This is a genomic window from Massilia sp. 01N417, from assembly GCF_056399645.1.
Map to the genome: position 1 here is coordinate 156,307 of NZ_JBFTRS010000007.1, position 22,882 is coordinate 179,188.

General features: G+C 65.2%; 21 protein-coding genes, 1 tRNA gene and 1 riboswitch. Of the genes, 11 read left to right on the forward strand and 11 right to left on the reverse strand.

The window, feature by feature from the left end; all coding sequences use genetic code 11:
* The first annotated feature begins 104 nt into the window (after positions 1 to 104).
* Positions 105 to 1,097, forward strand: coding sequence for a TraB/GumN family protein (locus AC1DOQ_RS10275; RefSeq protein ID WP_477362827.1), 993 nt, complete (start codon positions 105 to 107; stop codon positions 1,095 to 1,097).
* A 3-nt stretch (positions 1,098 to 1,100) separates the two neighbouring features.
* On the opposite strand, the gene epsC is transcribed toward AC1DOQ_RS10275, so the two are convergent.
* Both epsC and AC1DOQ_RS10285 read right to left on the reverse strand, forming a co-directional pair.
* A complete protein-coding gene (gene epsC, locus AC1DOQ_RS10280) occupies positions 1,101 to 2,033 on the reverse strand; it encodes a serine O-acetyltransferase EpsC (RefSeq protein ID WP_477362830.1) in 933 nt (310 codons plus the stop codon).
* Between the two features lie 273 nt (positions 2,034 to 2,306).
* The gene (locus AC1DOQ_RS10285; RefSeq protein WP_477362833.1) at positions 2,307 to 3,068 is read right to left on the reverse strand and encodes a PEP-CTERM sorting domain-containing protein; all 762 of its coding nucleotides are present in this window, start codon (positions 3,066 to 3,068) and stop codon (positions 2,307 to 2,309) included.
* A gap of 516 nt (positions 3,069 to 3,584) precedes the next feature.
* On the opposite strand from AC1DOQ_RS10285, the gene AC1DOQ_RS10290 reads away from it, so the two are divergent.
* From AC1DOQ_RS10290 to AC1DOQ_RS10300, 3 genes are all read left to right on the forward strand, one after another.
* Positions 3,585 to 3,658 (forward strand) — tRNA-Gly (locus AC1DOQ_RS10290).
* Positions 3,659 to 3,761: 103 nt separating this feature from the next.
* The gene (locus tag AC1DOQ_RS10295; RefSeq protein ID WP_477362836.1) at positions 3,762 to 5,816 is read left to right on the forward strand and encodes a hybrid sensor histidine kinase/response regulator; all 2,055 of its coding nucleotides are present in this window, start codon (positions 3,762 to 3,764) and stop codon (positions 5,814 to 5,816) included.
* A gap of 43 nt (positions 5,817 to 5,859) precedes the next feature.
* Entirely contained in the window at positions 5,860 to 8,571 is a 2,712-nt protein-coding gene (locus AC1DOQ_RS10300) for a bifunctional diguanylate cyclase/phosphodiesterase (RefSeq protein ID WP_477362839.1), read from the forward strand.
* 10 nt (positions 8,572 to 8,581) lie between these two features.
* Here AC1DOQ_RS10300 and AC1DOQ_RS10305 read toward each other — a convergent pair whose 3' ends face one another.
* Entirely contained in the window at positions 8,582 to 9,715 is a 1,134-nt protein-coding gene (locus AC1DOQ_RS10305) for a succinylglutamate desuccinylase/aspartoacylase family protein (protein WP_477362842.1), read from the reverse strand.
* A gap of 147 nt (positions 9,716 to 9,862) precedes the next feature.
* Between AC1DOQ_RS10305 and trmB the strand changes: the two genes are divergently transcribed.
* From trmB to AC1DOQ_RS10320, 3 genes are all read left to right on the forward strand, one after another.
* Positions 9,863 to 10,543: a tRNA (guanosine(46)-N7)-methyltransferase TrmB gene (trmB, locus tag AC1DOQ_RS10310; protein WP_477363012.1), complete on the forward strand. Its 681-nt coding sequence runs from the start codon at positions 9,863 to 9,865 to the stop codon at positions 10,541 to 10,543.
* A gap of 139 nt (positions 10,544 to 10,682) precedes the next feature.
* Positions 10,683 to 11,900, forward strand: a complete 1,218-nt coding sequence (locus tag AC1DOQ_RS10315) for a sensor histidine kinase (protein ID WP_477362845.1) — start codon at positions 10,683 to 10,685, stop codon at positions 11,898 to 11,900.
* Positions 11,901 to 11,908: 8 nt separating this feature from the next.
* Positions 11,909 to 12,682, forward strand: a complete 774-nt coding sequence (locus tag AC1DOQ_RS10320; RefSeq protein WP_477362848.1) for a LytR/AlgR family response regulator transcription factor — start codon at positions 11,909 to 11,911, stop codon at positions 12,680 to 12,682.
* A gap of 3 nt (positions 12,683 to 12,685) precedes the next feature.
* Here the strand turns inward: AC1DOQ_RS10320 and recQ are convergent, their stop codons facing one another.
* The 3 genes from recQ to AC1DOQ_RS10335 form a co-directional block, all read right to left on the reverse strand.
* Positions 12,686 to 14,506, reverse strand: coding sequence for a DNA helicase RecQ (gene recQ / locus AC1DOQ_RS10325; RefSeq protein WP_477362851.1), 1,821 nt, complete (start codon positions 14,504 to 14,506; stop codon positions 12,686 to 12,688).
* A 6-nt stretch (positions 14,507 to 14,512) separates the two neighbouring features.
* Positions 14,513 to 15,346, reverse strand: a complete 834-nt coding sequence (locus tag AC1DOQ_RS10330) for an undecaprenyl-diphosphate phosphatase (RefSeq protein WP_477362854.1) — start codon at positions 15,344 to 15,346, stop codon at positions 14,513 to 14,515.
* A 167-nt stretch (positions 15,347 to 15,513) separates the two neighbouring features.
* Complete coding sequence (locus AC1DOQ_RS10335) at positions 15,514 to 15,786, reverse strand: YkgJ family cysteine cluster protein (RefSeq protein ID WP_477362857.1); 273 nt, start codon at positions 15,784 to 15,786, stop codon at positions 15,514 to 15,516.
* 86 nt (positions 15,787 to 15,872) lie between these two features.
* Between AC1DOQ_RS10335 and AC1DOQ_RS10340 the strand changes: the two genes are divergently transcribed.
* From AC1DOQ_RS10340 to AC1DOQ_RS10355, 4 genes are all read left to right on the forward strand, one after another.
* Positions 15,873 to 16,535: a TetR/AcrR family transcriptional regulator gene (locus AC1DOQ_RS10340; RefSeq protein WP_477362860.1), complete on the forward strand. Its 663-nt coding sequence runs from the start codon at positions 15,873 to 15,875 to the stop codon at positions 16,533 to 16,535.
* Between the two features lie 163 nt (positions 16,536 to 16,698).
* On the forward strand, positions 16,699 to 17,352 hold the full coding sequence (locus tag AC1DOQ_RS10345) for a protein-L-isoaspartate O-methyltransferase family protein (RefSeq protein WP_477362863.1): 654 nt from the start codon (positions 16,699 to 16,701) through the stop codon (positions 17,350 to 17,352).
* Between the two features lie 15 nt (positions 17,353 to 17,367).
* Positions 17,368 to 17,691, forward strand: a complete 324-nt coding sequence (locus AC1DOQ_RS10350; RefSeq protein ID WP_477362866.1) for a rhodanese-like domain-containing protein — start codon at positions 17,368 to 17,370, stop codon at positions 17,689 to 17,691.
* A gap of 53 nt (positions 17,692 to 17,744) precedes the next feature.
* Entirely contained in the window at positions 17,745 to 19,115 is a 1,371-nt protein-coding gene (locus tag AC1DOQ_RS10355) for a TolC family outer membrane protein (protein ID WP_477362869.1), read from the forward strand.
* A 65-nt stretch (positions 19,116 to 19,180) separates the two neighbouring features.
* Here AC1DOQ_RS10355 and ribB read toward each other — a convergent pair whose 3' ends face one another.
* The 5 genes from ribB to AC1DOQ_RS10380 form a co-directional block, all read right to left on the reverse strand.
* Entirely contained in the window at positions 19,181 to 19,846 is a 666-nt protein-coding gene (gene ribB, locus AC1DOQ_RS10360; RefSeq protein ID WP_477362872.1) for a 3,4-dihydroxy-2-butanone-4-phosphate synthase, read from the reverse strand.
* A 95-nt stretch (positions 19,847 to 19,941) separates the two neighbouring features.
* A riboswitch (FMN riboswitch) is annotated at positions 19,942 to 20,081 on the reverse strand.
* Between the two features lie 73 nt (positions 20,082 to 20,154).
* Positions 20,155 to 20,568 (reverse strand): lactoylglutathione lyase, encoded by a 414-nt coding sequence (gene gloA, locus AC1DOQ_RS10365; protein WP_477362875.1) that lies wholly within the window; start codon positions 20,566 to 20,568, stop codon positions 20,155 to 20,157.
* 142 nt (positions 20,569 to 20,710) lie between these two features.
* The gene (locus AC1DOQ_RS10370) at positions 20,711 to 21,142 is read right to left on the reverse strand and encodes an OsmC family protein (RefSeq protein WP_477362878.1); all 432 of its coding nucleotides are present in this window, start codon (positions 21,140 to 21,142) and stop codon (positions 20,711 to 20,713) included.
* Between the two features lie 21 nt (positions 21,143 to 21,163).
* Positions 21,164 to 22,492: a PQQ-dependent sugar dehydrogenase gene (locus tag AC1DOQ_RS10375; RefSeq protein ID WP_477362881.1), complete on the reverse strand. Its 1,329-nt coding sequence runs from the start codon at positions 22,490 to 22,492 to the stop codon at positions 21,164 to 21,166.
* Complete coding sequence (locus AC1DOQ_RS10380; protein WP_477362884.1) at positions 22,489 to 22,812, reverse strand: hypothetical protein; 324 nt, start codon at positions 22,810 to 22,812, stop codon at positions 22,489 to 22,491. The genes AC1DOQ_RS10375 and AC1DOQ_RS10380 overlap by 4 nt, the downstream gene beginning before the upstream one ends.
* Positions 22,813 to 22,882 lie beyond the last annotated feature (70 nt).

The following is a 22,882-nucleotide window of genomic DNA, read 5'->3' on the forward strand; positions in this document are numbered from 1 at the left end:
TGACAAGCTGTTACGCGACTAGCCCCCTCGATGCCAGTTCGATAAGCTTTGGCAACACAACAATAAGGGGGTCTCCGATGGTTGCCGCACGCTTTGCCTGTGTCTTGTCCCTGAGTCTGCTCGGCGCCGCCGCGCTGGCGCAGACCGATCCGCCGCCCGCGTCCGCGCCCGCCGGGCAGGAGCTCGACGCGGCGCCCGCCACGGTCGTCGTCTCGGGCAAGCGTCCCGGTCCCGGTCTCTGGAAAGTCTCGAAGGATGGCCACGTGATGTGGGTGTTCGCCATGCATTCGCCGCTGCCGCAAAAGATGGAATGGGATTCGGTACGGGTCGAACGCCTGGTGGCGCAATCGCAGGAAGTGCTGCTGCGTCCCGGGGTCAGCGTCACGGTCGGCTGGATGAGCGGACTGAGCATGCTGCCATCGCTGATCGGCCTGAAGAAGAACCCGGACGGCGCCGAGTTGCATGACCTGCTGCCGGCCGATGTCTATGGACGCTGGGCTGTGCTGAAGCAGAAATACATCGGCGACGACGACGGCGTCGAGCGTTACCGCCCCTTCTTTGCCGCCGAGGAATTGATGGATGCGGGGCTGAAGAAGAGCGGGCTGTCGAAAGGCGGGGAGCTCGCCAACCAGATCGAGAAGATCGCCAGGAAGCACGACGTGAAGCTCACCAGCACCGGTATCTCGGTCACGCTCGAGCATCCGCGCGAGGCGCTGAAGGACTTCAAGAAGTCACAGATGGAAGACGTGGCCTGCTTTACCAAGACCCTGGAGAGTTTCGAAGGCGATATCGATGCGATGAAGCTGCGCGCGAACGCCTGGGCCAACGGCAACATCGCCGAGATCGGCAAGCTCGATTATGCCGAGCGCGAAGACACCTGCAACGACGCCATGATGAACGGTTCGTTCGCGCGGAATCATCCGGCCTTCCAGGACATGCGCGAACGCGGCCGGGTAGCATGGATGAAGACGGCGGAACGGGCGCTCGCGAAGAATGCGAGCACCTTCGCGCTGCTGTCGATGAGCCAGGTGCTCGGCCCGAAGAGCTACCTGGCCGAGTTGCAGGCCAAGGGTTATACGGTCGAGAACCCCAAATAACGATCAGCCCGGATCGCCAGGCAAACCCAGGGTCTCGAACACTTCCTCGCGCGAAGCGGCCTGGGCCACGCGCGCGCCCGGCGCCACGTCGTGGGTCAGCCAGACGTTGCCGCCGATGACCGCGCCCTTGCCGATCGTGATGCGGCCCAGCACGGTGGCGCCGGCGTAGATCACGACGTCGTCTTCCAGGATCGGATGGCGCGGCAGGCCCTTCTGCAGGCTGCCGTCGGCATTCGTCGGGAAGCGCTTGGCGCCCAGGGTGACGGCCTGGTACAGGCGCACGCGCTGGCCGATCACGGCGGTCTCGCCGATCACGACGCCGGTGCCGTGGTCGATGAAGAAGCCGGTGCCGATCTTCGCGCCGGGGTGGATGTCGATGCCGGTGGCGGCATGCGCCAGTTCGGAGATGATGCGCGCCAGCAGCGGCAGCCCGAGTCCGTACAGGCGGTGCGCCAGGCGGTAATGGATCATTGCCAGCACGCCGGGGTAGCACAGCAGCACTTCGTCGACGCTGCGCGCGGCCGGGTCGCCCTGGTAGGCGGCCAGCACGTCGCTGTCGATTTCCATGCGGACTTGCGGCAAGGCGGCGCCGAAGGACCGGGTGGCCTCGATGGCCTGGCTGGCGATGTCGCCGTCGGTGCGCTGCTCCAGCGCGGCGCTGTAGTGCAGCTCGATCTGGACCTGGCGCAGCAGGGCGTGCAGGGCGGAATCGAGGGCGTGGGCGACGTGGAAGTCTTCGCTTTCCCGGCGCAGGCCGGGCGGCCCCAGGCGCATGGGAAACAGCACGCCCTTGAGCTGGCCGATGATGTCCGCCAGCGCATCGCGCGAAGGAAATTCGATGCCGCGTACCTCGCCGGCGGGACGGTGGGCCTGGCGCCATTGCTGGCGGGCGTCGTGCAGGTCCTTGACGATGCCTGCGATGTCGAAGTTGGTCATCAGCCGTACTCCCGGAATAAGATAGGCACGCGCCAGGAGGCGTGATCAGGCCCTAATATACGAGAGTCCAGCAGGTGATCAAAAGAAAAGAAAATTACGAGGTTATTAAAAAATTATCTGAAGGGATATGGCTTTGCTCAAGACGTGAATCGCCATCTTGTGCTCGACCGTACCAGAGCTGGCGCTGCCTTCGCGTTCGGAGTATTTCTGCACTTCGACCCTGGAAAAAGGGATATGAACCGGCATATGAACCGGCATATCCCTCCCACGCCGTCAAACGTTCCGGCGACGCTTGGTTTGCAGGCACCATAGGCCGAGTCCCGCCAACCCGAACAGGGTTATCGACGCAGGTTCAGGAACTTCACCTGTGGCAATCTCTTGTTGCCCTCTGCTGATAATGCTGCCGCCGGGAAGTAGATCGTACTCGTAATACAAGGTCATCGAATATGGACCGGGCGCATTAATGGCAAACGGGCCGCCGTTGTGCGAAAAAGAAAACGCCGGCGTGGTGGCAGTTACGGTAAAGGTATCGATTAATGCGCCAGGGGTACTGGCGGTTGACAGACCTCCTTGTCCATTACTGGTATCGAGATACCAACGCTGGGTGAGCGTTGAGCCTTGCGATAACTGGAATGATCCGCTGCCGGAAGTAAAAAAGGAGTTGGCTTGGGTGAAATCGGTGTCGCCAACCGCGACAAGAATGTGGACAGTCGAGTTCGTGGTATTTGTAACGCTTAACGAACTGCTGTCCAGAATATCCGGATTGCCGTGAACCGATCTTTGAACCGATCCGCTAATCAACACACCGTTGAACGGCGGATCGCCTGGCGATCCAATTATAAGCATTCCGTTAGCGCCGGGACTCAAATCCGTCACCTGAGTACCAAACGAACATGGAGTATTGCCATCGACCGCGCAAACGTTTCCACCGTTCACGGTAGCAGCTAACATCAGGGCAGCATGGGAGGCAGTCGAGACCGCGCATGTACTGCCCACAAGCATGATTCGAAGCACATCGATTGATCGGATTTTCATGTTATCCCCTTTTATTTGACAGCCTTGGCCGGACGGCCAGGCCATTGTCGAGCTAGCAAATTCAATGCCAGTCAACGAATCGTCATGGCGTGGGAGCTACTTTTGGTTTTTGTAATTTTTGTGCGGTGCTTGTACTTGTAAAATTTACCGACAAAGAAAAAATTCTAGCTATAAATATTTTCAGGCATTGTGATCTACATTTCGTTCTTAAAATATTTTTCTGATCAAAGAATTGAACTGGAATTTTCCTCTTTTTGCTGTAAATAATATCGACATCGATGATGGGGGAGAAGTTATATGTAAGATAGAAAATATTTTCAAGTGATTGATTGGATTTGGCGAAAATTATTTTCTTGGAAAATATGCTGACTAATTGCAATTGATTGTCTTTATATTCGCGTCGTTATGTCCATCGGCTATCCCTGCGATGTCGAGCGATATGGAAATCGGTTTCCATCACGACAACGATCATTACATTTGTCAAACGGGCCAGAACCCGCGTAGAATGCCGGCAACGCGGGTGTAGCTCAATGGTAGAGCAGAAGCTTCCCAAGCTTACGACGAGGGTTCGATTCCCTTCACCCGCTCCAGCCTTCTCCGGAACGCCTCCTCCCGCCTTGCCCCTGCCTCGCCGTGCGGCCCGCCTCTTGAAGATATGGCAAACTTGAGTCTTCTGCCTCATTAGTTTCGACCATGCAACAACACGCCCCACGGCCCGATCAACCATCGCACGATGCCGACAGCCTTGCCGGCTCGCTCATGTTCCTGAGCGGGGGCGGCGAAGCCGGGGCGCTGATGCGCATGCAGGACTGGAGCGAATCGCCGCTCGGGCATCCTCACACCTGGCCGCAGGCCCTGCGCACCCTGGTCGGGCTGATGCTGAATTCGGGCTTCCCGATGTTCGTCGCCTGGGGAGAAGGGCTGGGCTTCCTGTACAACGATCCCTACCGCGAGATCCTCGGCGACAAGCATCCGCGCGCGATGGGCCGGCGCTTCCATGACATCTGGGCCGAGATCTGGGACGACATCTGGCCCCTGATCGACCGCGCGCTGAAGGGCGAGGCCACCTACGCCGACCGCCTGCTGCTGGTCATGAACCGCCACGGTTACGACGAGCCGACCTGGTTCACCTTCTCGTACTCGCCGGTGCGCGACGAGGATGGCGCCATCCGCGGCATGCACTGCGCCTGCGTCGAGGTCACCGACCAGGTGCTGGCCGAAAAGTACCGCGACGAGGAAAATGAACGCTTCCGCGCCCTGTTCGAGCAGGCGCCCGGCATCATGGCCGTGCTGCGCGGTCCCGAACACGTGTTCGAGCTGACCAACCTGTCCTACCTGCAGCTGATCGGCCATCGCCAGATCGTCGGCAAGGCAGCGCGCGAGGCGCTGCCGGAAGTGGTGGGGCAAGGCTTTTTCGAACTGCTCGACCGCGTCTATTCCACCGGCGAACCCTTCGTCGGCCACGCCCTGCCGGTACGCCTGCAGCGCGAGCCGGACGGCCCGCTGGAAGAGCGCTACATCGACTTCGTCTACCAGCCGATCCGCGACGCCGGCGGCGCCGTCTCCGGCATCTTCGTCGAGGGCAGCGACGTTACCCTGCGCAAGCAGATCGAAGACGAGCTGCGCGCGGCCAACCGCCAGAAAGACCAGTTCCTGGCCATGCTGGCCCACGAGCTGCGCAATCCGCTGGCGCCGATCATGACCGCGGCCCAGCTGCTGAAGGTCGGCAGCCTCGAACCGCGCAGCGTGGCCAACGCCAGCGAGATCATCGTGCGCCAGGCGACCCACATGACCGACCTGGTGAACGACCTGCTGGACGTCTCGCGCGTGACGCGCGGCCTGGTCACGCTCGAGAAGGAAGAGCTCGACCTGAACGTGATCGTGTCCGCCGCGGTGGAGCAGGTGCGGCCGCTGATCGACGCGCGCCGCCACTCGCTCACGCTGCAGCTGTCGGGCCGCAGCGCCCATGTGACCGGCGACCGCACCCGCCTGGTGCAGGTGATTTCGAACATCCTCAACAACGCCGCCAAGTACACCGCGCCCGGCGGCAGGATCACGCTGGCGGTGACGGTCGACGAGGAGCGCGTGCATGTGGCCGTGCGAGACAACGGCGTCGGCATCGCTCCCGACATCCTGCCCTACATTTTCGACCTGTTCACCCAGGCCGAGCGCACCCCGGACCGGTCCCAGGGCGGACTCGGGATCGGCCTGGCCTTGGTCAAGAGCCTGGCCACCCTGCATGGCGGCACCGTCTCCGCGAAGAGCGAGGGACTGGGACAGGGCAGCGAGTTCTGCATCTGCCTGCCGCGCCTGGCGACCCTCGACGGGATCGCGGAGGACGAGGCAGCCGGCGCCGGCATGCAGGCGCCGGGCGCGCTGCGTGTGATGGTGGTCGACGACAATGTCGACGCCGCGCAGATGCTGGCCGCGCTGCTGGAAGTGCAGGGCCATGCCGTCAGCGTCGAGTACGACGCCAGGGGCGCCCTCGAGCGCGCCCAGCGCGAACAACCGGACGTGCTGCTGCTCGATATCGGCCTGCCCGACATGGACGGCTACGAGCTGGCCCGCTGCCTGCGCAGCCAGGCCGGCAGCGCGCGCGCCACCCTGGTCGCGCTGACCGGCTACGGCCAGAGCCAGGACCGCAAGGAAGCCGAGCAGGCCGGCTTCGACCACTACCTCGTCAAGCCGGCCGACATGGACCAGGTCAACGAGGTGCTGGCCGAGGCGGCCCGGGAACGCGGCCGCTGAGGGCTGTCATCAAACAGTAATGTGCGCTGGCTAGACTTGCCGCATGAGCAAGCCCAGCGCGCACACCGCCCCCCGCACCCACCGATTCTTTGCGCTGCTGTGGCCGGCGCTGGCCCTGCTGGCCTGCGCCGTGCTGTGGTGCGCCGCCGTGCTGCGCGCGGACGCCGAGCACCGCCGCGCCGAGGACCAGGCCTTCAAGGAAGCCGACGCCTACGCCGAGGCCTACGAACAGTACGTCACCCGTTCGCTGGCCCAGATGGACCAGATCACCATGCAGCTCAAGCACAGCTGGGAGCATTCGCACAACCGCGCCCTGGTCGAGGACATGCGGCGCGACGGCATGTTCACCGACAGCGCCTTCCTCGCGGTGAGCGTGATCGGGCGCGACGGCAAGCCGGCTTCGTCGAGCGGACTGCGCGCCGGCCAGGACGCCGACCTGTCGTCCGCCGCCTTCTTCGTCCAGCACCGCGACAGCAACTCGACTGCGCTGCGGATCGGCATGCCGCCGCCGGCGCTGGGCGCGCTGCGCGGCGCGGTGCTGTTCACGCGCCGCCTCGACACCGCGGACGACGAATTCGCCGGCGTGCTGCTGATGGCGGTAGACGCCGCCTACTTCACCTCCTTCGTCAGCTCGCCCACGCTGGGCGAGAACAGCCTGCTGGCGCTGGTCGGCAGCGAGGGCAAGCTGCGGCTCGAACAGGACAGCAGCGGCGCCGTGCGCCTCGGTGCGCGCGGCTCGCTGCTGCCGGCGAATGCGGAGCGCTGGCCGGTGGCCCGCGGCGTGCAGCTGGTCGACGCGGTCAGGCATCCCGGCCGCGCGGAGCAGGCCGGCTTCGGCGACGGCCGCGCGCGCGTGCTGGGCTGGCGCCGTTCCAGCGCCTACCCGGTGGTGGCGCTGGTGGCGCTGTCGCACGAGGCGGCGCTGGCGGGCGCCGAGGCCTACTGGCGCGACAGCCGCACCTACACCTCGATCGCGACCGCGGTGCTGCTGCTGTTGGCCGGCATCGCCAGCATGCTGTCGCTGCGCGCGGCGGCGCGGGCGCGCGAGCAGGACGCGGTGGCGCGCGCCTACCGCACCGCCACCGAGAGCGGCAACGACGGCTTCTACATGGTCGCGCCGCTGCGCGACCGCAAAGGCCAGATCCTCGACTTCCGCATCGTCGACTGCAACGAGCGCGGCGCCTTTTTCTACGGGCTGACGCGCGCCAGCCTGGTCGGCAGCCTGATCTCCGAGCTCCACCGCGGGCTCGGTGCGGCCGAGCTGCTCGCCAACTACCGCCATGCGATGGCGACCGGCTTCTACCAGGAAGACCGCCGCATGCCGGACGATAACCGCTTGAACATCCGCTGGGGCCACCGGCGCGTGGTGCGGGTCGGCGACGGCCTGGCCGTGACCCTGCAGGACATCAGCGAGCGCAAGGAACACGAGTCCCAGCTGGCGCGCCTGGCCAACGAGGACAGCCTGACCGGCCTGCCGAACCGCCACTGGTTCCTGCACTTCGTGCCGTCCGCGCTGGCGCATGCCGAGGCCAGCGGCCAGGGCGTGGCGCTGCTGTTCATCGACCTCGACGAATTCAAGCAGGTCAACGACTCGCACGGCCACGCCGTCGGCGACCGCCTGCTGAAGGCGGCGGCCACGCGCCTGCTGTCGCAGCTGCGTCCGAGCGACCGCGTGGCGCGCTTCGGCGGCGACGAATTCATCGTCCTGCTCAGCCCCTTCGACAGCGACGAGCAGATCGGCATGGTGGCGCAGCGCATCGTCCAGGCCTTCAGCAAGCCCTTCCAGATCGCCGAGGAGCAGCACGTGATCGGCGCCTCGGTCGGCATCAGCGTGTTCCCGCGCGACGGCCAGGATGCCGCCACCCTGATCCGCCACAGCGACATCGCCATGTACGCCGGCAAGAACGAGGGCAAGGGCCAGTACCGCTTCTTCGACCCGGCCCAGTCGAGCACCCTGAAGACCCGCGCCCAGCTGCGCCAGCGCCTGCTCGAAGCGATCGACAAGCGCCAGTTCGTGCTGCACTACCAGCCGCGCGTGCACACCCGCAGCGGCGAACTGCTCAGCATGGAGGCACTGCTGCGCTGGGAGCATCCGCAACTGGGCATGATCCGCCCCGACGAATTCATTCCGCTGGCCGAATCGAGCGGCCTGATCGTACCGATCGGTACCATCGTGATCGACCAGGCCTGCGCCCAGCTGGCCGCCTGGTCCGCCGGCCAAGGCCCGGTGGCGCCGGTCTCGATCAACGTCTCGCCCAAGCAGTTCCTGCGCGGCGGCGTGGCGCGCCAGCTGGGCGAGGCCTTGTCCCGCCACGGGGTCGCGCCGCGGCTGCTGGAAGTCGAGATCACCGAGTCGGCCATGATGGGCGACCAGGAGGAGATCCTGGCCGAGCTGGCGGCGATCCGCGCGCTCGGCGTCAAGCTGCACGTCGACGATTTCGGCACCGGCTACTCGTCGCTGTCGCAGCTGCAGCGCATGAAAATGGACGTGCTGAAGGTCGACCGCTCCTTCACCGCCGAACTGGGACGCTCGAAGGAAGGCACCGTGTTCTTCCAGGCGATCGTCTCGATGGCGCATGCGCTCGGCATGGAAGTGGTGGCGGAGGGCGTCGAGAACGAGGAACAGCTGGCGATCCTGCGCACGCTGGGCTGCAACGAGGTACAGGGCTACCTGGTGGCGCGGCCGATGCCGGCGGAGGCGATGGCGCCGCTGCTGTCGCGGCGCTACCTGTTCGATGAGAAGCTGGCGGCATAAGCACGACGGCTCATTTGCTACCCAGCAGGCTCCCGCTACGATAAGCCGAATCCCCCGCAATCTTACAAACATGCATCCCGCGCAGCAGGTGCCGGTGCGCCGTGCTGGCGAACAGGATCCCGGCCCGCGTCGCGCGCAAGGTGGTCGTCTTGCCGCTGACGGGGTTGACGATGTCGGCCACCGCTTCGTTCTCGGCCACGCGGTCGCCCAGGCGCTTGAGGAAGACCAGCACGCCGGAGTGCGGGGCGGCGAGCGGTTCCACGCCTTCCAGCGGGGTCGGTTCGGCCACCAGCGGCGGCAGCGGTTCGCGTTCGATGTCGAGCACGCCCTGGTAAGCCAGGTACTGCAGCAGGCCCCGCGCATCCTTCTCGGCCAGCTCGTAGCGCACGTCCATCTCGCCGCGCAGCTCGACGGTCACGCCGATGCAGCCCATCGGGATCGGCATCGAAGGCCCGAAGTGGTCGGCCAGTTCCCACCACAGGCGGCTGCAGGCTTCGTCGAAGGGTTCGCCGCCGGATTCGCGCGCCAGCAGGGTCGCGTGCGCGCCCAGCAGGGCCGCCAGCGGCTTGACCTGGTCGGCCAGCGGGGTGCCGGTGTACAGGTGCAGCACGGCCTCGTTATCGCAATGCAGGTCGAGCATGATGTCGGCGTCGATCGCCATCCCCAGCAGGAGCTTCTTGAGGTCCTGGGTCGGGTTGTCGGTCTGCCAGTTGGCGACGGCGCGGCGCGCGTGTTCGCGGACGAGGGCGGCGTTGGCTTGGGCGTCGAGGCCTAGTTGATCCTTCAGCGATGCCTTCAGTTCGGCGGCGACGTGCTTGTACGAGCGGTTGAAGTTGATGCCGCTGGCGAGGTCGTAGCGGCCGAACGGGGCGCCGTGGACGACCTGCGACAGCCCGATCGGATTGGCGGCCGGCACCAGGATGATCTCGCCCTTGATCCGTCCCTCGGCGTCCAGGCGCTCCAGCTCGCGCCGCAGCACGTGGGCGACCAGCATGGCCGGCACCTCGTCGGCGTGCAGCGAGGCCTGGATATAGACTTTCTTGCCGGCGCCGGGATTGCCGCGCAGTTGGCCGAAGCGGTAGGAGGTCAGCTGGAAGGTGGCGACGTTGTCTTCGGTCGCGATCGGGTGGGAGAAGGACTGCATTACGGCTCTCTTTCCATTCGTGGAAGCGCCATTATGTCCGAGAATGGCGGCTGGCTCCGCCCCGTTGGGGATATAATGTCGACCCTTTTCTCTTGTCTCCGATCGATCATGTCTTCCGATACGCCCACCAACAGCCAAGGCCGTCCGATGCTCTACGACCCGCTTGATCACCGTATCCGCAGCTTCGTCACCCGTGCGGGACGGCTGTCGACCGGGCAGGCGCGCGCGCTCGAGGAATTCGGGCCGAAGTTCCTGATCGAGTACCGCAAGGAGCCCTTCGATTTCCACGCACCCTTCGGCCGCAAGGCGCCGCTGGTGCTGGAGATCGGCTTCGGCATGGGCGACACCACGGCCCATATCGCCAAGGCCATGCCGGACACGGATTTCGTCGGCGTCGAAGTGCACACGCCTGGCGTGGGCAGCCTGCTCAAGCAGATCGGCGAGCAGGGCATCGGGAACCTGCGCCTGATCCAGCACGACGCGGTCGAGGTGCTGAACAACATGATCGCCGACGGCTCGCTGGCCGGCGTCCACATCTTCTTTCCGGACCCCTGGCACAAGGCGCGCCACAACAAGCGCCGCCTGATCCAGCCGCCTTTCGTCAAGCTCCTGTGCGACAAGCTGGTGCCGGGCGGCTACATCCACTGCGCCACCGACTGGGAAGACTACGCGGTGCAGATGCTGGACGTGCTGGGCGCCGAGCCGGCCCTGCAGAACACCGCCGAGGGCTATGCCGAGAAGCCGTCCTACCGCCCGCTGACCAAGTTCGAGAACCGCGGCCTGAAGCTGGGCCATGGCGTGTGGGACCTGGTGTTCACCAAAAAATGATGGCGCCGCCCCCGCGCAGGCGGGGGCCGTCGTCGTTCATCCACCCGGATTCGTCGCTCGTCCCTTTTTGCTTTCCGGCGCCGCCTGGCCTGCCTAGACTGTAATCGTTGCTATATATTAACGATCACGGGAGGGCATCATGCTGGGCAGAGTGGCGAGCTGGTACAGGGGATGGGAAGACGAGACGCTGGCCGTGCTGGCGCAGCCCGAGCTGGCGGCGCAACTGCCGGCCGGTTTCCGCAAGTGCAAGGCGCAGAAGCTGGCGAAGATGCCGCCCTTGCAGCGCGAGCAGCTGCGCACTTTCCTGCTCAAGTACCGCGGCCGCCGCATGCTCTGGGCGATGGCCAGGCTGTCGCTGCTGTTCAGCCTGTGCAGCATCCTGCTGCGCCGGTCGGCGCCGGACTTGAGCTGGCCGTTCGCGCTGCTGGTCGCCAATGTGATCGGTTTCGCGGTCGCTTTCGCACTGGTCGGCGCATGGTTCGACTACCGGCAGCTCGCCCAGAAAAAGGGCAGGATCATCCTGTCCGTGCTGGCCTTTTCCGGACTCGGCGCCCTGACCCTGACCGGCACCTCGTTGTGGATCAGAAGCCAGACGCTGGCCCATGCGCTGGAGAGGGCATCGCATTTCCTCGGCGGTGTGCTGGCCGGCGGACTGGCCATCATGGTGCCGGTGCTGGTCGTCAGCCTGCTGCGCAACCGCCAGTACGAAGCCCTCAACCTGCAGCTGCAGCGCGAAGCCGAGCAGGCGCGCCTGGCGCGCGAACTGTCCGAGTCCCAGCTGCGCCTGCTGCGCGCCCAGATCGAGCCGCACTTCCTGTTCAACACGTTGGGCGCGGTGCAGCAACTGGCCCAGCATGGCGCGCCGCGGGCCGCCGAATTGACCGCCAACCTGATCGACTTCCTGCGCTCCAGCATGCGCGACATGCGCAGCGAGCAGGTCTGCCTGGCCGCGGAGTTCGGCCTGGTCGAGTCGTATCTCAAAGTGATGCAGGTGCGCCTGGGCGAGCGCCTGCGGTTTTCCCTGCAACTGCCGCGCGCGCTGGAAGAGGTGCGGCTGCCCAGCATGATCCTGCTGACCTTGGTCGAGAACGCGATCAAGCACGGCATCGAACCGGCCCTGCGCGGCGGCGAGGTCACGGTGTCGGCCGAGGCGGTCGACGGCAGGGTGCGGATCCGCGTGCAGGATGGCGGGGTCGGCATGAGCACGATGCCCGAGCGGGACGAGGGCGGCGGCACCGGCCTGGAGAACGTGCGCCACCGCCTGCGCCTGGCCTATGGCGAAGCGGCCGGTCTGGTGCTGCATGACGGCGATCCGGGACTGATCGCCGACGTCACTATTCCCCATCCGCAGGCATGAGTATCGGCATGAGCATGAACATGAGTCCCACGGTGCTGGTCGCCGAAGACGAACCCCTGATGCGCGAGCGCCTGCTGGAACTGCTGGCGCAATGCTGGCCCGAGGCGCGCGTCGTGCTGGTGGCGGAAAACGGCAACGACGCCTGGGACGGCTTCCTGGAGCACGAGCCCGACGTGGCCTTCCTCGACATCCGCATGCCGGGCCTGTCCGGCCTCGAAGTGGCCGAGCGCATCGGCGCCATGGCCCACGTGGTGTTCGTCACCGCCTACGACCAGTACGCCGTCGATGCCTTCGACACCGGCGCGGTCGACTACTTGCTCAAGCCTCTGCAGGCCGACCGCCTGGACAAGGCGGTGGCCCGCCTGCGCGGCAAGCTGGCGATGCGGACGGAAGCCTCCGGCGCCGGCATGGGCGAGCTGCTGCGCCACCTGAAGGCGGCGCTGCCGGGCGTGCGCCACGAGCGCACCAGGTGGATCAAGGCCAGCGTCGGCCGCCAGGTGCGCGTGATCGACGTCGACGAGGTGCTGTTCTTCCAGGCCGACACCCGCTACACCCGCATCGTGCTGCGCGACTACGAAGCACTGGTGCGCACGCCGCTGAAGGATTTGTTGAGCGGGCTCGACCCGGACCGCTTCTGGCAGATCCACCGCGCCACCGTGGTCAACGTGAATGCGATCCTGGCTGCCGAGCGTATCGATGCCGAACGCATGCAGGTGCTGGTGAAGGGGAGCGATGAGAAGCTGGCGGTGAGCCGGACTTTCGTGCACCTGTTCAGGGAGTGAAAATCAAACCATCTCGGAAATCATCGACACGATCTCGTCGCCATACGAGGTCAGCTTCTTCGCGCCCACGCCGGACACGCCGCGCAGTTCGTCCAGCGAAGTCGGCTTGACCTTGGCGATCTCGCGCAAGGTGGCGTCGCCGAAGATGATGAAGGCCGCCACGCTGTGCGCCTTGGCGGTCTCGAGGCGCCACCAGCGCAGCTTCTCGAAGATCTTCTGCTCGGCCGGCGACAGGTCCATCTCGACGTAGCCCTTGGCGGGACCGGCCTGGCGCTTCTGCTTGACGGGCTTCTGGTACTGGCGCAGCTCCACCTTGCGCTCGCCCTTCAGCACCGGGCGCGCCGACTCGGTAAGCTTGAGGGAGCTGAAGGCGTCGTGGTCGACGGTGACCAGGCCCAGCGCGATCACCTGGCGCACGATGGCGCGCCATTCGTGCTCGCTGCGGTCGGCGCCGACGCCGTACACGGTCAGCTTGTCGTGGTGCCACTGGCTGATGCGCTCCGTCTGCACCCCGCGCAGCACGTCGATCACGTGGCCGGCGGCGAAGCGCTGGTCGACCCGGTAGATGGCCGACAGCAGCTTCTGCACCGGCACGGTCGCGTCGAAGGACACCGGCGGGATCAGGCAGGTGTCGCAGTTGCCGCAGGGGCCGGAACGCTCGCCGAAATACTCCAGCAGCCGCATGCGGCGGCAGGACAGCGTTTCGCACAGGCCCAGCATGGCGTCCAGCTTCGAGCCCAGCACGCGCTTGAAATTCTCGTCGGCCTCGGACTCGTCGATCATCCGGCGCTGCAGCACCACGTCCTGCAGGCCATAGGCCATCCAGGCGTTCGAGGGCAGGCCGTCGCGGCCGGCGCGCCCCGTTTCCTGGTAATAGCCCTCGAGGGATTTCGGCAGGTCGAGGTGGCAGACGAAGCGTACGTCCGGCTTGTCGATGCCCATGCCGAAGGCGATGGTCGCCACCATCACGATGCCGTCTTCGCGCAGGAAGCGGGCCTGGTTATCGGAGCGCAGCGCGTAGTCCATGCCGGCGTGGTAGGGCAGGGCGCGGATCCCGTTTTCGTTGAGGAACTCGGCGGTCTCCTCGACCTTCTTGCGCGACAGGCAATAGACGATGCCGGCGTCGCCGGTGTGCTCGGTCGTGATGAAGTCCAGCAGCTGCTTGCGGCCGTTGGTCTTTTCGACGATGGAGTAGCGGATGTTCGGGCGGTCGAAGGACGACACGAACTGACGCGCTTCTTCCAGCTGCAGCCGGTGGGCGATCTCGGCGCGGGTGAGCTGGTCGGCGGTGGCGGTCAGCGCGATGCGCGGCACGTGCGGGAAGCGCTCGTGCAGGATCGACAGGCGGATGTATTCCGGACGGAAGTCGTGGCCCCATTGCGAGACGCAGTGCGCCTCGTCGATCGCGAACAGCGAGATGTGCGAGGCCTCGAACAGCTCCAGGCAACGCGGCGTCATCAGGCGCTCGGGCGCCACGTAGACCAGGTCCAGTTCGCCGGTGCGGACCAGGCGCTCGATGCGCAGGGTCTCTTCGAAGGTCTGGGTCGAGTTCAGGAAAGCCGCGCGCACGCCGACTTCGGCGAGGGCGTCGACCTGGTCCTGCATCAGCGCGATCAGCGGCGAGACCACCACGCCGACGCCGTCGCGCAGCAGGGCCGGGATCTGGTAGCACAGCGATTTGCCGCCGCCGGTGGGCATGAGGACGAGCGCGTCGCCGCCGCGCGCGACCTGCTCGACGATCTCGGCCTGTTGCCCGCGGAAGGCGGGATAGCCGAAGACCGTCTGCAGGATGTGCAGCGCGCGTTGTTCGATGTCGTCCTTCATGATTTTTTAGTCAGCCCAAACGACCCAGCCGAAGTGCGCCGTGACCAGCACGACGATACCGAACACGATACGATACCAGGCGAAGCCCGTGAAGTCGTGCGTGCTGATGAAGCGCAAGAGCCAACGGACGCAAAGGAAGGCCGACACGAAGGCAGCCACGCCGCCGATGAGGAACAGCGGCAGGTCGGTCATGTGCAGGTCGTGGCGCGCCTTGAACACCGAGTACACGGTGGCCGCCAGCAGGGTCGGGATCGCCAGGAAGAAGGAGAATTCGGTGGCCGCCTTGCGCGACAGGCCGAACAGCATGCCGCCGATGATGGTGGCGCCCGAACGGCTGGTGCCCGGGATCAGCGCGAAGCACTGGGCGCAGCCGACCTTCAGGGCGTCGATCATGGTCATGTCGTCGACGGTTTCGATGCGGTGCGAACCGGCCAGCGTCTTGTGGCGGCGTTCCGCCCACAGGATCACCAGTGCGCCGATGATGAAGGCGAACGCGACCGGCGCCGGTGCGAACAGGTGATTCTTGATCGCCTTGCTGAACAGCAGGCCCAGCACCGCGGCCGGCAGGAAAGCGACGAACAGGTTGAGCACGAACTTCTGCTGGCGCGAATCGGACGTCAAGCCACCCAGCACGGTACCGATGCGCGCACGGTATTCCCACATCACGGCGAGGATCGCGCCGGCCTGGATTGCAATCTCGAACACCTTGGCGACTTCGCCCGTGAAGTTGATCAGGCTGCCGGCCAGGATCAGGTGACCGGTGGAGGAGATCGGCAGGAATTCGGTGAAGCCCTCGACGAGGCCCATGATGATCGCTTTCAGGGCGAGAATGATGTCCATGAAGTTTTGGTAAGGATGTTATTGTGGGTGCGAAACGCGGAAGGGTGCTGCGCAGGCTTGCGGCAAGCAGGGCGCAAGCTTACCACGGCGAAGCATCCTACCGTCGAGTTCCCCGCATCAGGTGGTGGCTTTTTTGTTGCAGGCAAGACTGACATTTCCCGCCCTTGTCAGGCCGTCAAGCGCTCCAGTTCGCCCAGGAAGAACATCGCCTGCACCTTCGAGTCGCCGCACATCTCCCGCGAGGGCTGCAGGCCGCCGCACACCCTGGGACGCTCCGGCTGCCCAAAAATCTTGCAGCCGTTGCGTTCGTCGAGCTGGATGCAGCGGACGCCGGCCGGCTTACCGTTCGGCATGCCGGGAATGGACGAGCTGATCGATGGAGCAATACAGCAGGCGCCGCAGCCGGGCCGGCAATTGAGGGAGGAAAGCGCGGAGTTCATGCTGTAAGTATACCCGCCACAGCTTGACTGGCCCCAGCCCCGGGTCTATATTTCCTGACTCAACAGTTAGTTGTCGGACAGAAGCAATGCCATGCCCTTTCGAAACCAAGCCACGCTGGGAGCGCCGTAAAGACGCGCGGCCCCAGGAGTTGCTGGAGGCAGCCATCGACCTGTTCGTCGAACGTGGCTACGCCGCCACACGTCTGGAAGACGTCGCGCGCCGCGCCGGCGTCTCGAAGGGCACGCTGTATTTGTACTACGAGAACAAGGAAGAGCTGTTCAAGGCCGTGGTCCGCAGCAGCATCGTGCCCGTGATCGGCGAGGCCGAAGTCTCGGTCGCCGAATTCGAGGGCCACAGCGCGGACCTGCTGCGCCACCTGATCCATTCCTGGTGGCAGCGCCTGGGCGCGACCAAGGCCTCCGGCATCATCAAGCTGGTCACCGCCGAAGCCGACAATTTCCCCGAACTGGCCTGCTTTTACCAGGACGAGGTCATCAAGCGCGGCACCGCGGCCATGTCCGGCATGCTCGAGCGCGCCATCGCGCGCGGCGAGTTCCGGCCGCTGGACGTCAACCTGATGACCCAGGTGCTGATCGCGCCCATGCTCATGCTGATCACCTGGAAGCATTCCGTCGGCCCCTGCCCGCGTGCGGAGCTGGAGCCGCAGGCCTTCCTCGACACCTTCCTGGACATGGCCCTGAACGGCCTGCTTCCGGCGCCGGACGCTGCGCGGCCACCCGCTGCGTGAACTGTCCAGCGACGTCAAGACGCCATTTTTCGGCGTTCATCCCTTCTAAACTGCAGACTGTCGCAATTTCCCGTGGTCTCGGGTGCCATATCGCTAAGATGTGTTTCCCGAGGCCGTTCAACGATAAAATATCGGATTATTTCTTTTCCCGCCGAGTATCAAGATGAATATCGAACAAGCCCGCTTCAACATGATCGAACAGCAGATCCGCCCCTGGAACGTGCTGGACACCGACATCCTCGACCTGCTGCACGTGGTCAAGCGCGAACAGTTCGTGCCGGCCGCGTACCAGAACCTGGCGTTCGCGGATGCCGAGATCCCGCTGCCGGGCGGCCAGGCAATGCTGAACCCGAAGATCGAGGCGCGCATCCTGCAGGACATCGGCCTGAAGAAGCATGAAAACGTGCTGGAAATCGGCACCGGCTCGGGCTACATGGCGGCCCTGATGGCGCACCGCGCCGCCAAGGTCACGACCGTGGAAGTGAACCCGGAAATCAAGGAACTGGCAGAGAAGAACCTGGCCAAGGCTGGCATCAGCAATGTGGTCGTGGAACTGGGCAACGGCGCGGCCGGCTGGGACAAGGGCGCACCGTACGACGTGATCGTGATCTCGGGCGCGCTGGAAGTGCTGCCGGAAGCCTTCCTGAAGCAGGTGAAGGTGGGCGGCCGCATCGCCGCCATCGTCGGCGAGCCGCCGGCCATGGAATTCAACATCGTCACCCGCACCGGCGAGAACAGCTGGAACACGGTGAAAGTGTTCGAGACCAATGTGAAGTACCTGGCCGGCGCGCCGGCCGTGTCGCACTTCCAGTTCTGAAGGAAGAGGCAGACGATGCAGCACATTACCGCTCCCGAGTTGGCCGCCTGGCTGGCCGACCCGTCGCGCCCGAAACCGCTGCTGCTCGATGTGCGGGAAAACTGGGAATTCGAGACCTGCAATATCGCGGGCTCGACCCAGATCCCGATGAACCTGATTCCGATTCGCGTGAGCGAACTGGATGATGGCCAGGAAATCGTCTGCGTGTGCCACCACGGCGCGCGCAGCATGCAGGTCGCAGCTTTCCTGGAGCGTAACGGATTTGAAAAGATTACCAACTTGACAGGCGGCATACACGCCTGGGCCGTGCAGGTCGATCCATCGATGCCGAAGTACTGAGCATCGGCGGCGGTCTGCGTCCTTGACTATTGATGACTCCGACGGAGAAAGTAATGCAGAAACCCCTCATCGCCGTGCTGTTGGCCAGCGCGTTTTTCTCGCTCAACGCCCAGGCGGCCGATCTGCTCCAGGTGTACCAGCAGGCTCTGGCGAATGACGCCACCTATGCGAGCGCGCGCGCTTCGGCCCAGGCCGGCCGCGAGCGCGTTCCCCAGGGGCGTGCGGGGTTGCTGCCGACCGTCGGCATCACGGGGGGCATTACCAAGACCAACAACGACTACGCGCCGTTCAACGAAGGCCAGCCGATTCTCGACGCGAACGGCAACCCCACCGGCGGCTTCGTGGCGTCGGGCGGTCCGAACCTGACCGCCAAGGAAATCAACGTCCAGCTGTCGCAGCCGCTGTTCCGCTGGGACCGCTGGGAAACCTACCAGCAGAGCAAGCTGCAGCAGGCGATCTCGGAAGCCCAGTTCGCCCAGGCCCAGCAGGACCTGATCACCCGTGTGGCCCAGGCCTACTTCGACGTGCTGGCGGCCCAGGACACCCTGGCCTCGACCCGCGCCCAGAAGGAAGCGGTGACCGAGCAGCTGGCCTCGGCGAAGCGCAACTTCGAAGTCGGCACCCAGACCATCACCGACACCCATGAAGCCCAGGCCGCCTACGACCTGGTGATCTCGCAGGAGATCGCCGCGGTCAACGACCTGGAGACCAAGAAGACCGCGCTGCAGGCCATCATCGGCACGCCCCCTAGCGCGCTGGCGACCCTGCGCACCGGCGTCAACCTGACCGCGCCGCAGCCGGTCAACGTCGACCAGTGGGTCTCGGCCGCCGAGAACCAGAACTACGCCGTGTCGGTGGCCGAGCTGCAGCTCGAATCGGCCAAGCGCGACATCTCGAAGAACCGCGCCGGCCACTATCCGACCCTGGACCTGACGGCGAACTCGCAGCATCGCAACGTCAACGGCGCATTTTCGGGCCAGTCGGGCCGCACGACCAACAACTCGATCGGCATCGCGTACAGCATCCCGATCTTCAACGGCTTTGCCGTCACCAGCCGCGTGCGCGAATCGATCGCCCTGGAAGACAAGGCCCGCAACGACCTGGAGGCGAACCGCCGCAACGCCGCGCTGCTGGCGCGCCAGTCCTTCCTCGGCGTGAACTCGGGCCTGGCCCAGGTGAAGGCGCTGGAAGCGGCCGAGGTGTCGAGCAACTCGGCACTGGAATCGAACAAGCTGGGTTACCAGGTGGGCGTGCGTATCAACATCGACGTGCTGAACGCCCAGCGCCAGCTGTACCAGACCCGCACCGACCTGGCCAAGGCGCGCTACAACACCATCCTGGCCGGCCTGAAGCTGAAGGCGGCGGCCGGTTCGCTGCGGGAGGAAGATCTGCAGCCGATCAATGCCTTGTTGCAGCAGCCGTAAGCTGTTTCAGCTTCGATGGAAAAAATGGCGCTTCGGCGCCATTTTTTGTTGAGATTGCGGCTTCGTCAAGCAGCCTGCTGCTCCTGCCGGCTACGCCACTCAATCAACTCCGCAATCGTCAGGATCGGATAGCCGCGCTCGCGCGCGAAGCGTTCGATGGCCGCGCCGCGCATCATGGTGCCGTCTTCGTTCATCAGTTCGCACAGCACGGCGGACGGCTGCAGGCCGGCCAGGATGGCGAGATCGACCGAGCCTTCGGTATGACCCTTGCGGCCCAGCACGCCGGCCGGGTTGGCGCGCAGCGGGAACACGTGGCCCGGACGCACCAGGTCTTCGGGTTTGGCGTCATGGGCGATGGCGGCGCGGATCGTGGTGACGCGGTCCTGGGCCGAGACGCCGGTGGTGACGCCTTCGCGCGCCTCGATCGAGACGGTGAAGGGGGTGCCGTAGCGGCTGCCGTTTTCCGGCGCCATCGGCGGCAGGTCGAGCGCGCGCACTTTGCTATCGGACAGGCAGAGGCAGACGATGCCGCTGCATTCGCGGATCATCACGGCCATGGTCTCGACCGTGAGTTTTTCGGCGGCGACGATCAGGTCGGCCTCGTTCTCGCGGTCGAAGTCGTCGAGCAGGATCACGGGAATGCCCGCGCGCGTGGCCTCGAGGGCGGCGGCGATGCGGCCTTCCAGGTCATTGCTTTCAAGGGTGAAGGTATTGATGGTGGTGCTGGTCATTGAGACGCTCCTCGCATGAAGTAAAAGGAACGCATCAGGGCAACGCGAAATGGCGCGGCACCGCACGCCGAAGCGGCAGCAGGACGCGTGATGACGCACATCTTCTTTCATCCGGACTATACCGTCGGCCCTGGCTTCTCACCAGGTCTGCTGACCCTGCATGGCAGGCGCTCGCGGGCTCGGCCATGATGGCCATACCGCCGGTGGGGAATCGCACCCCGCCCCGAAGACGTATTCGTTTGTGTGCCTGCAGAGCAGGCAACAAGGATTGTAGCAGGGCCGGCAAAAGGCTGCCGGCCGCGGCTGATTTAGCTGCTCAGGCCGCCGCCGCCGGCATGGTCGGCGCGCTCGATCAGTTCGACCTTGTAGCCGTCCGGATCGGTGATGAAGGCGATCACGGTGGTGCCGCCCTTGACCGGACCCGGCTCGCGGGTGATGTTGCCGCCGGCTGCGCGCACCTGGTCGCAGGTCTTGTAGATGTCCTCGGTGGAGATCGCGATGTGGCCGTAGGCCGTGCCCATCTCGTACTTGTCGGTGCCCCAGTTATAGGTCAGCTCGAGCTCGGCGTGGTCCGGATTGTTGCCGTAGCCGACGAAGGCCAGGGTGTACTTGTATTCCGGATTCTCGCTGGTGCGCAGCAGTTTCATGCCAAGCACCTTGGTATAGAAGTCGATGGAGCGCTGCAGGTCGCCGACGCGTAACATGGTGTGCAGGATGCGCATTGTTGTCCTTGGTAGAGGTGAAATGAAACGGGGATTTTATGCGCTCGGTGCAAACTTTGCTGGCGCAGCCGGATTCAGGACAGTGAGATGGATGAAGAGAAGGAATGCGGCGGCGCCGGCTGGGGCAGGCGCCGCTCGCCGATCATGCCTGCTGCAGCCTGGCGTCCAGCGTGATGTTGGCGTTGAACAGCTTCGACACCGGGCAGCCTTCCTTGGCTTTACGGGCCGCTTCCTGGAAAGCCTGCTCGTTGGCGCCGGGGATGGTGGCGACCAGCTCGAGGTGAACGGCCGGAATCGCGAAGCCGCCATCCGCCTTGTCGAGCGATACCGTGGCCGTGGTTTCCAGCTTCTGGGCCGTCATGCCGGCTTCGCCCAGCTGGGCCGACAGGGCCATCGTGAAGCAGCCGGCGTGGGCTGCCGCCAGCAGTTCTTCCGGGTTGGTGCCGGCGCCGTCTTCGAAGCGGGTGTTGAAGCCGTATTGCTGCTGGTTGAGCGCGCCGCTCTGGGTCGAGACCGTGCCCTTGCCGTCCTTCAGGCCGCCGCTCCAGACGGCGCTTCCCTTACGCTTGATCATCGTCGTTCTCCTTTTGAATGTTTACTTTGCTGCTGGTGTGATGCGCCAGACGACATTGCCGACGTCGTCCGCCAGCAGGATCGCGCCCTGCCTGTCGACCGCGACCCCGACCGGACGCCCGTAGGCCTTGCCGTCCTTGCTCAGGAATCCCGTCAGCACGTCCTGCGGCGGACCGCTGGGCTTGCCGTCGGTGAAAGGCACGTAGATCAGCTTGTAGCCGGCATGCGGCTTGCGGTTCCACGAGCCGTGCTGGCCGATCAGGGCGCCGTTTTTAAATTGCGGCATCAGGCCGCCGTCGTAGAAGGCCAGGCCCAGCGAGGCCGTGTGCCCGCCCAGCGCGTAGTCGGGAACGATCGCGCTGGCGACCAGTTCCGGCTTCTGCGGCTTGACGCGGGTATCGACGTGCTGGCCGTAGTAGCTGTAGGGCCAGCCGTAGAAGCCGCCGTCCTTCACTGCCGTCATGTAGTCCGGCACCAGGTCGTTGCCCAGCTCGTCGCGCTCGTTGACGACGGTCCACATGGCGCCGGTCTGCGGCTGGAAGGCGAGGCCGTTCGGATTGCGCAGGCCGGAGGCATAGACACGGCTGCGGCCGCTGGCGATGTCGACTTCCCAGATCGCGGCGCGGCCTTCTTCGGCGGCCATGCCGTTTTCGGCGACGTTGCTGTTCGAGCCGACGGTCACGTACAGCTTCTTGCCGTCGGGCGAGGCGGCCACGTTCTTGGTCCAGTGGTGGTTGATGCCGGAGGGCAGGTCCAGCACCTTGGTGCCCGGGCCGCCGAGGGTGGTGTCGCCGGTTTTGTACGGGAAGCGCCACAGCGCATCGGCATTCGCGATGTAGAGGTCGTTGCCGGCCAGGGTCATGCCGAAGGGCGAGTTCAGGTTCTGCGCGAACACGCTTACGGTATCGGCCGTGCCGTCGGCCTTCACGCCGCGCAGCAGGATGATCTTGTTGGGCGACTCGACGCCGGCGCCGGCGCGCTTCTGCTCGATGCCCTGGACCTTGGCGCGGATGCCCGTTTCCTTGGGCCCGCTGCTTGGCTTATTGCTCTCGGCGACCAGCACATCGCCGTTCGGCAGCACGTAGAGCCAGCGTGGATGCTCGAGGCCGCTGGCATAGGCGGTCGCCAGCAGCCCGGCGGCGGCCACCGGATGCGTGCCCGGCGGCCAGGGATCGGCCGGCGCGATGTTCAGGGTCGGGATCAGCGAACGTTCGGGGGCCGGCAGGACCGGGTTCGGACCAAAGCCGGGCGGATAGCCTCCGGCGGCCGCCTGCTGCGGGACGGCCTGGTGGGCACATGCGCACAGGCCCGCGGCGCCCAGCAGGGCTGCGAGCAGCGTGCGCGTGTTCATCGGTTCTTGCCTCCGTCGACCGGCACCACGGAATCGTGGTCGCGCATGTCGCGGTTGCGCTCCGGCAGCGGGTTGGCCTCGCCGGTGGCGCCGGGTTTCTTTTCAACCGCGTCTTCGAGCCCCTTGTCGCTGCTGGTCAGGTAATTCTCGGTGTCGACCAGCCCCTGTTCCAGGTCTTCGGCGGCCTGCTTGATGATGCCGCGCGGCTTGACGCTCTGGCCGTCCGGCGATTCGTCGCGCTCGTGCGGTTCGCGCTTGTAGTCCTGCTCTTCGATCTTGCGGTCGGTGTTGACGACGCGGTCTTTGGCTTCTTCAACCATGGCAATCCTCCTCGGCATGCTTACATTGCTTAAAGCCTAACGCGTGGGGTGAAAGCGGGTCGCGCAATTG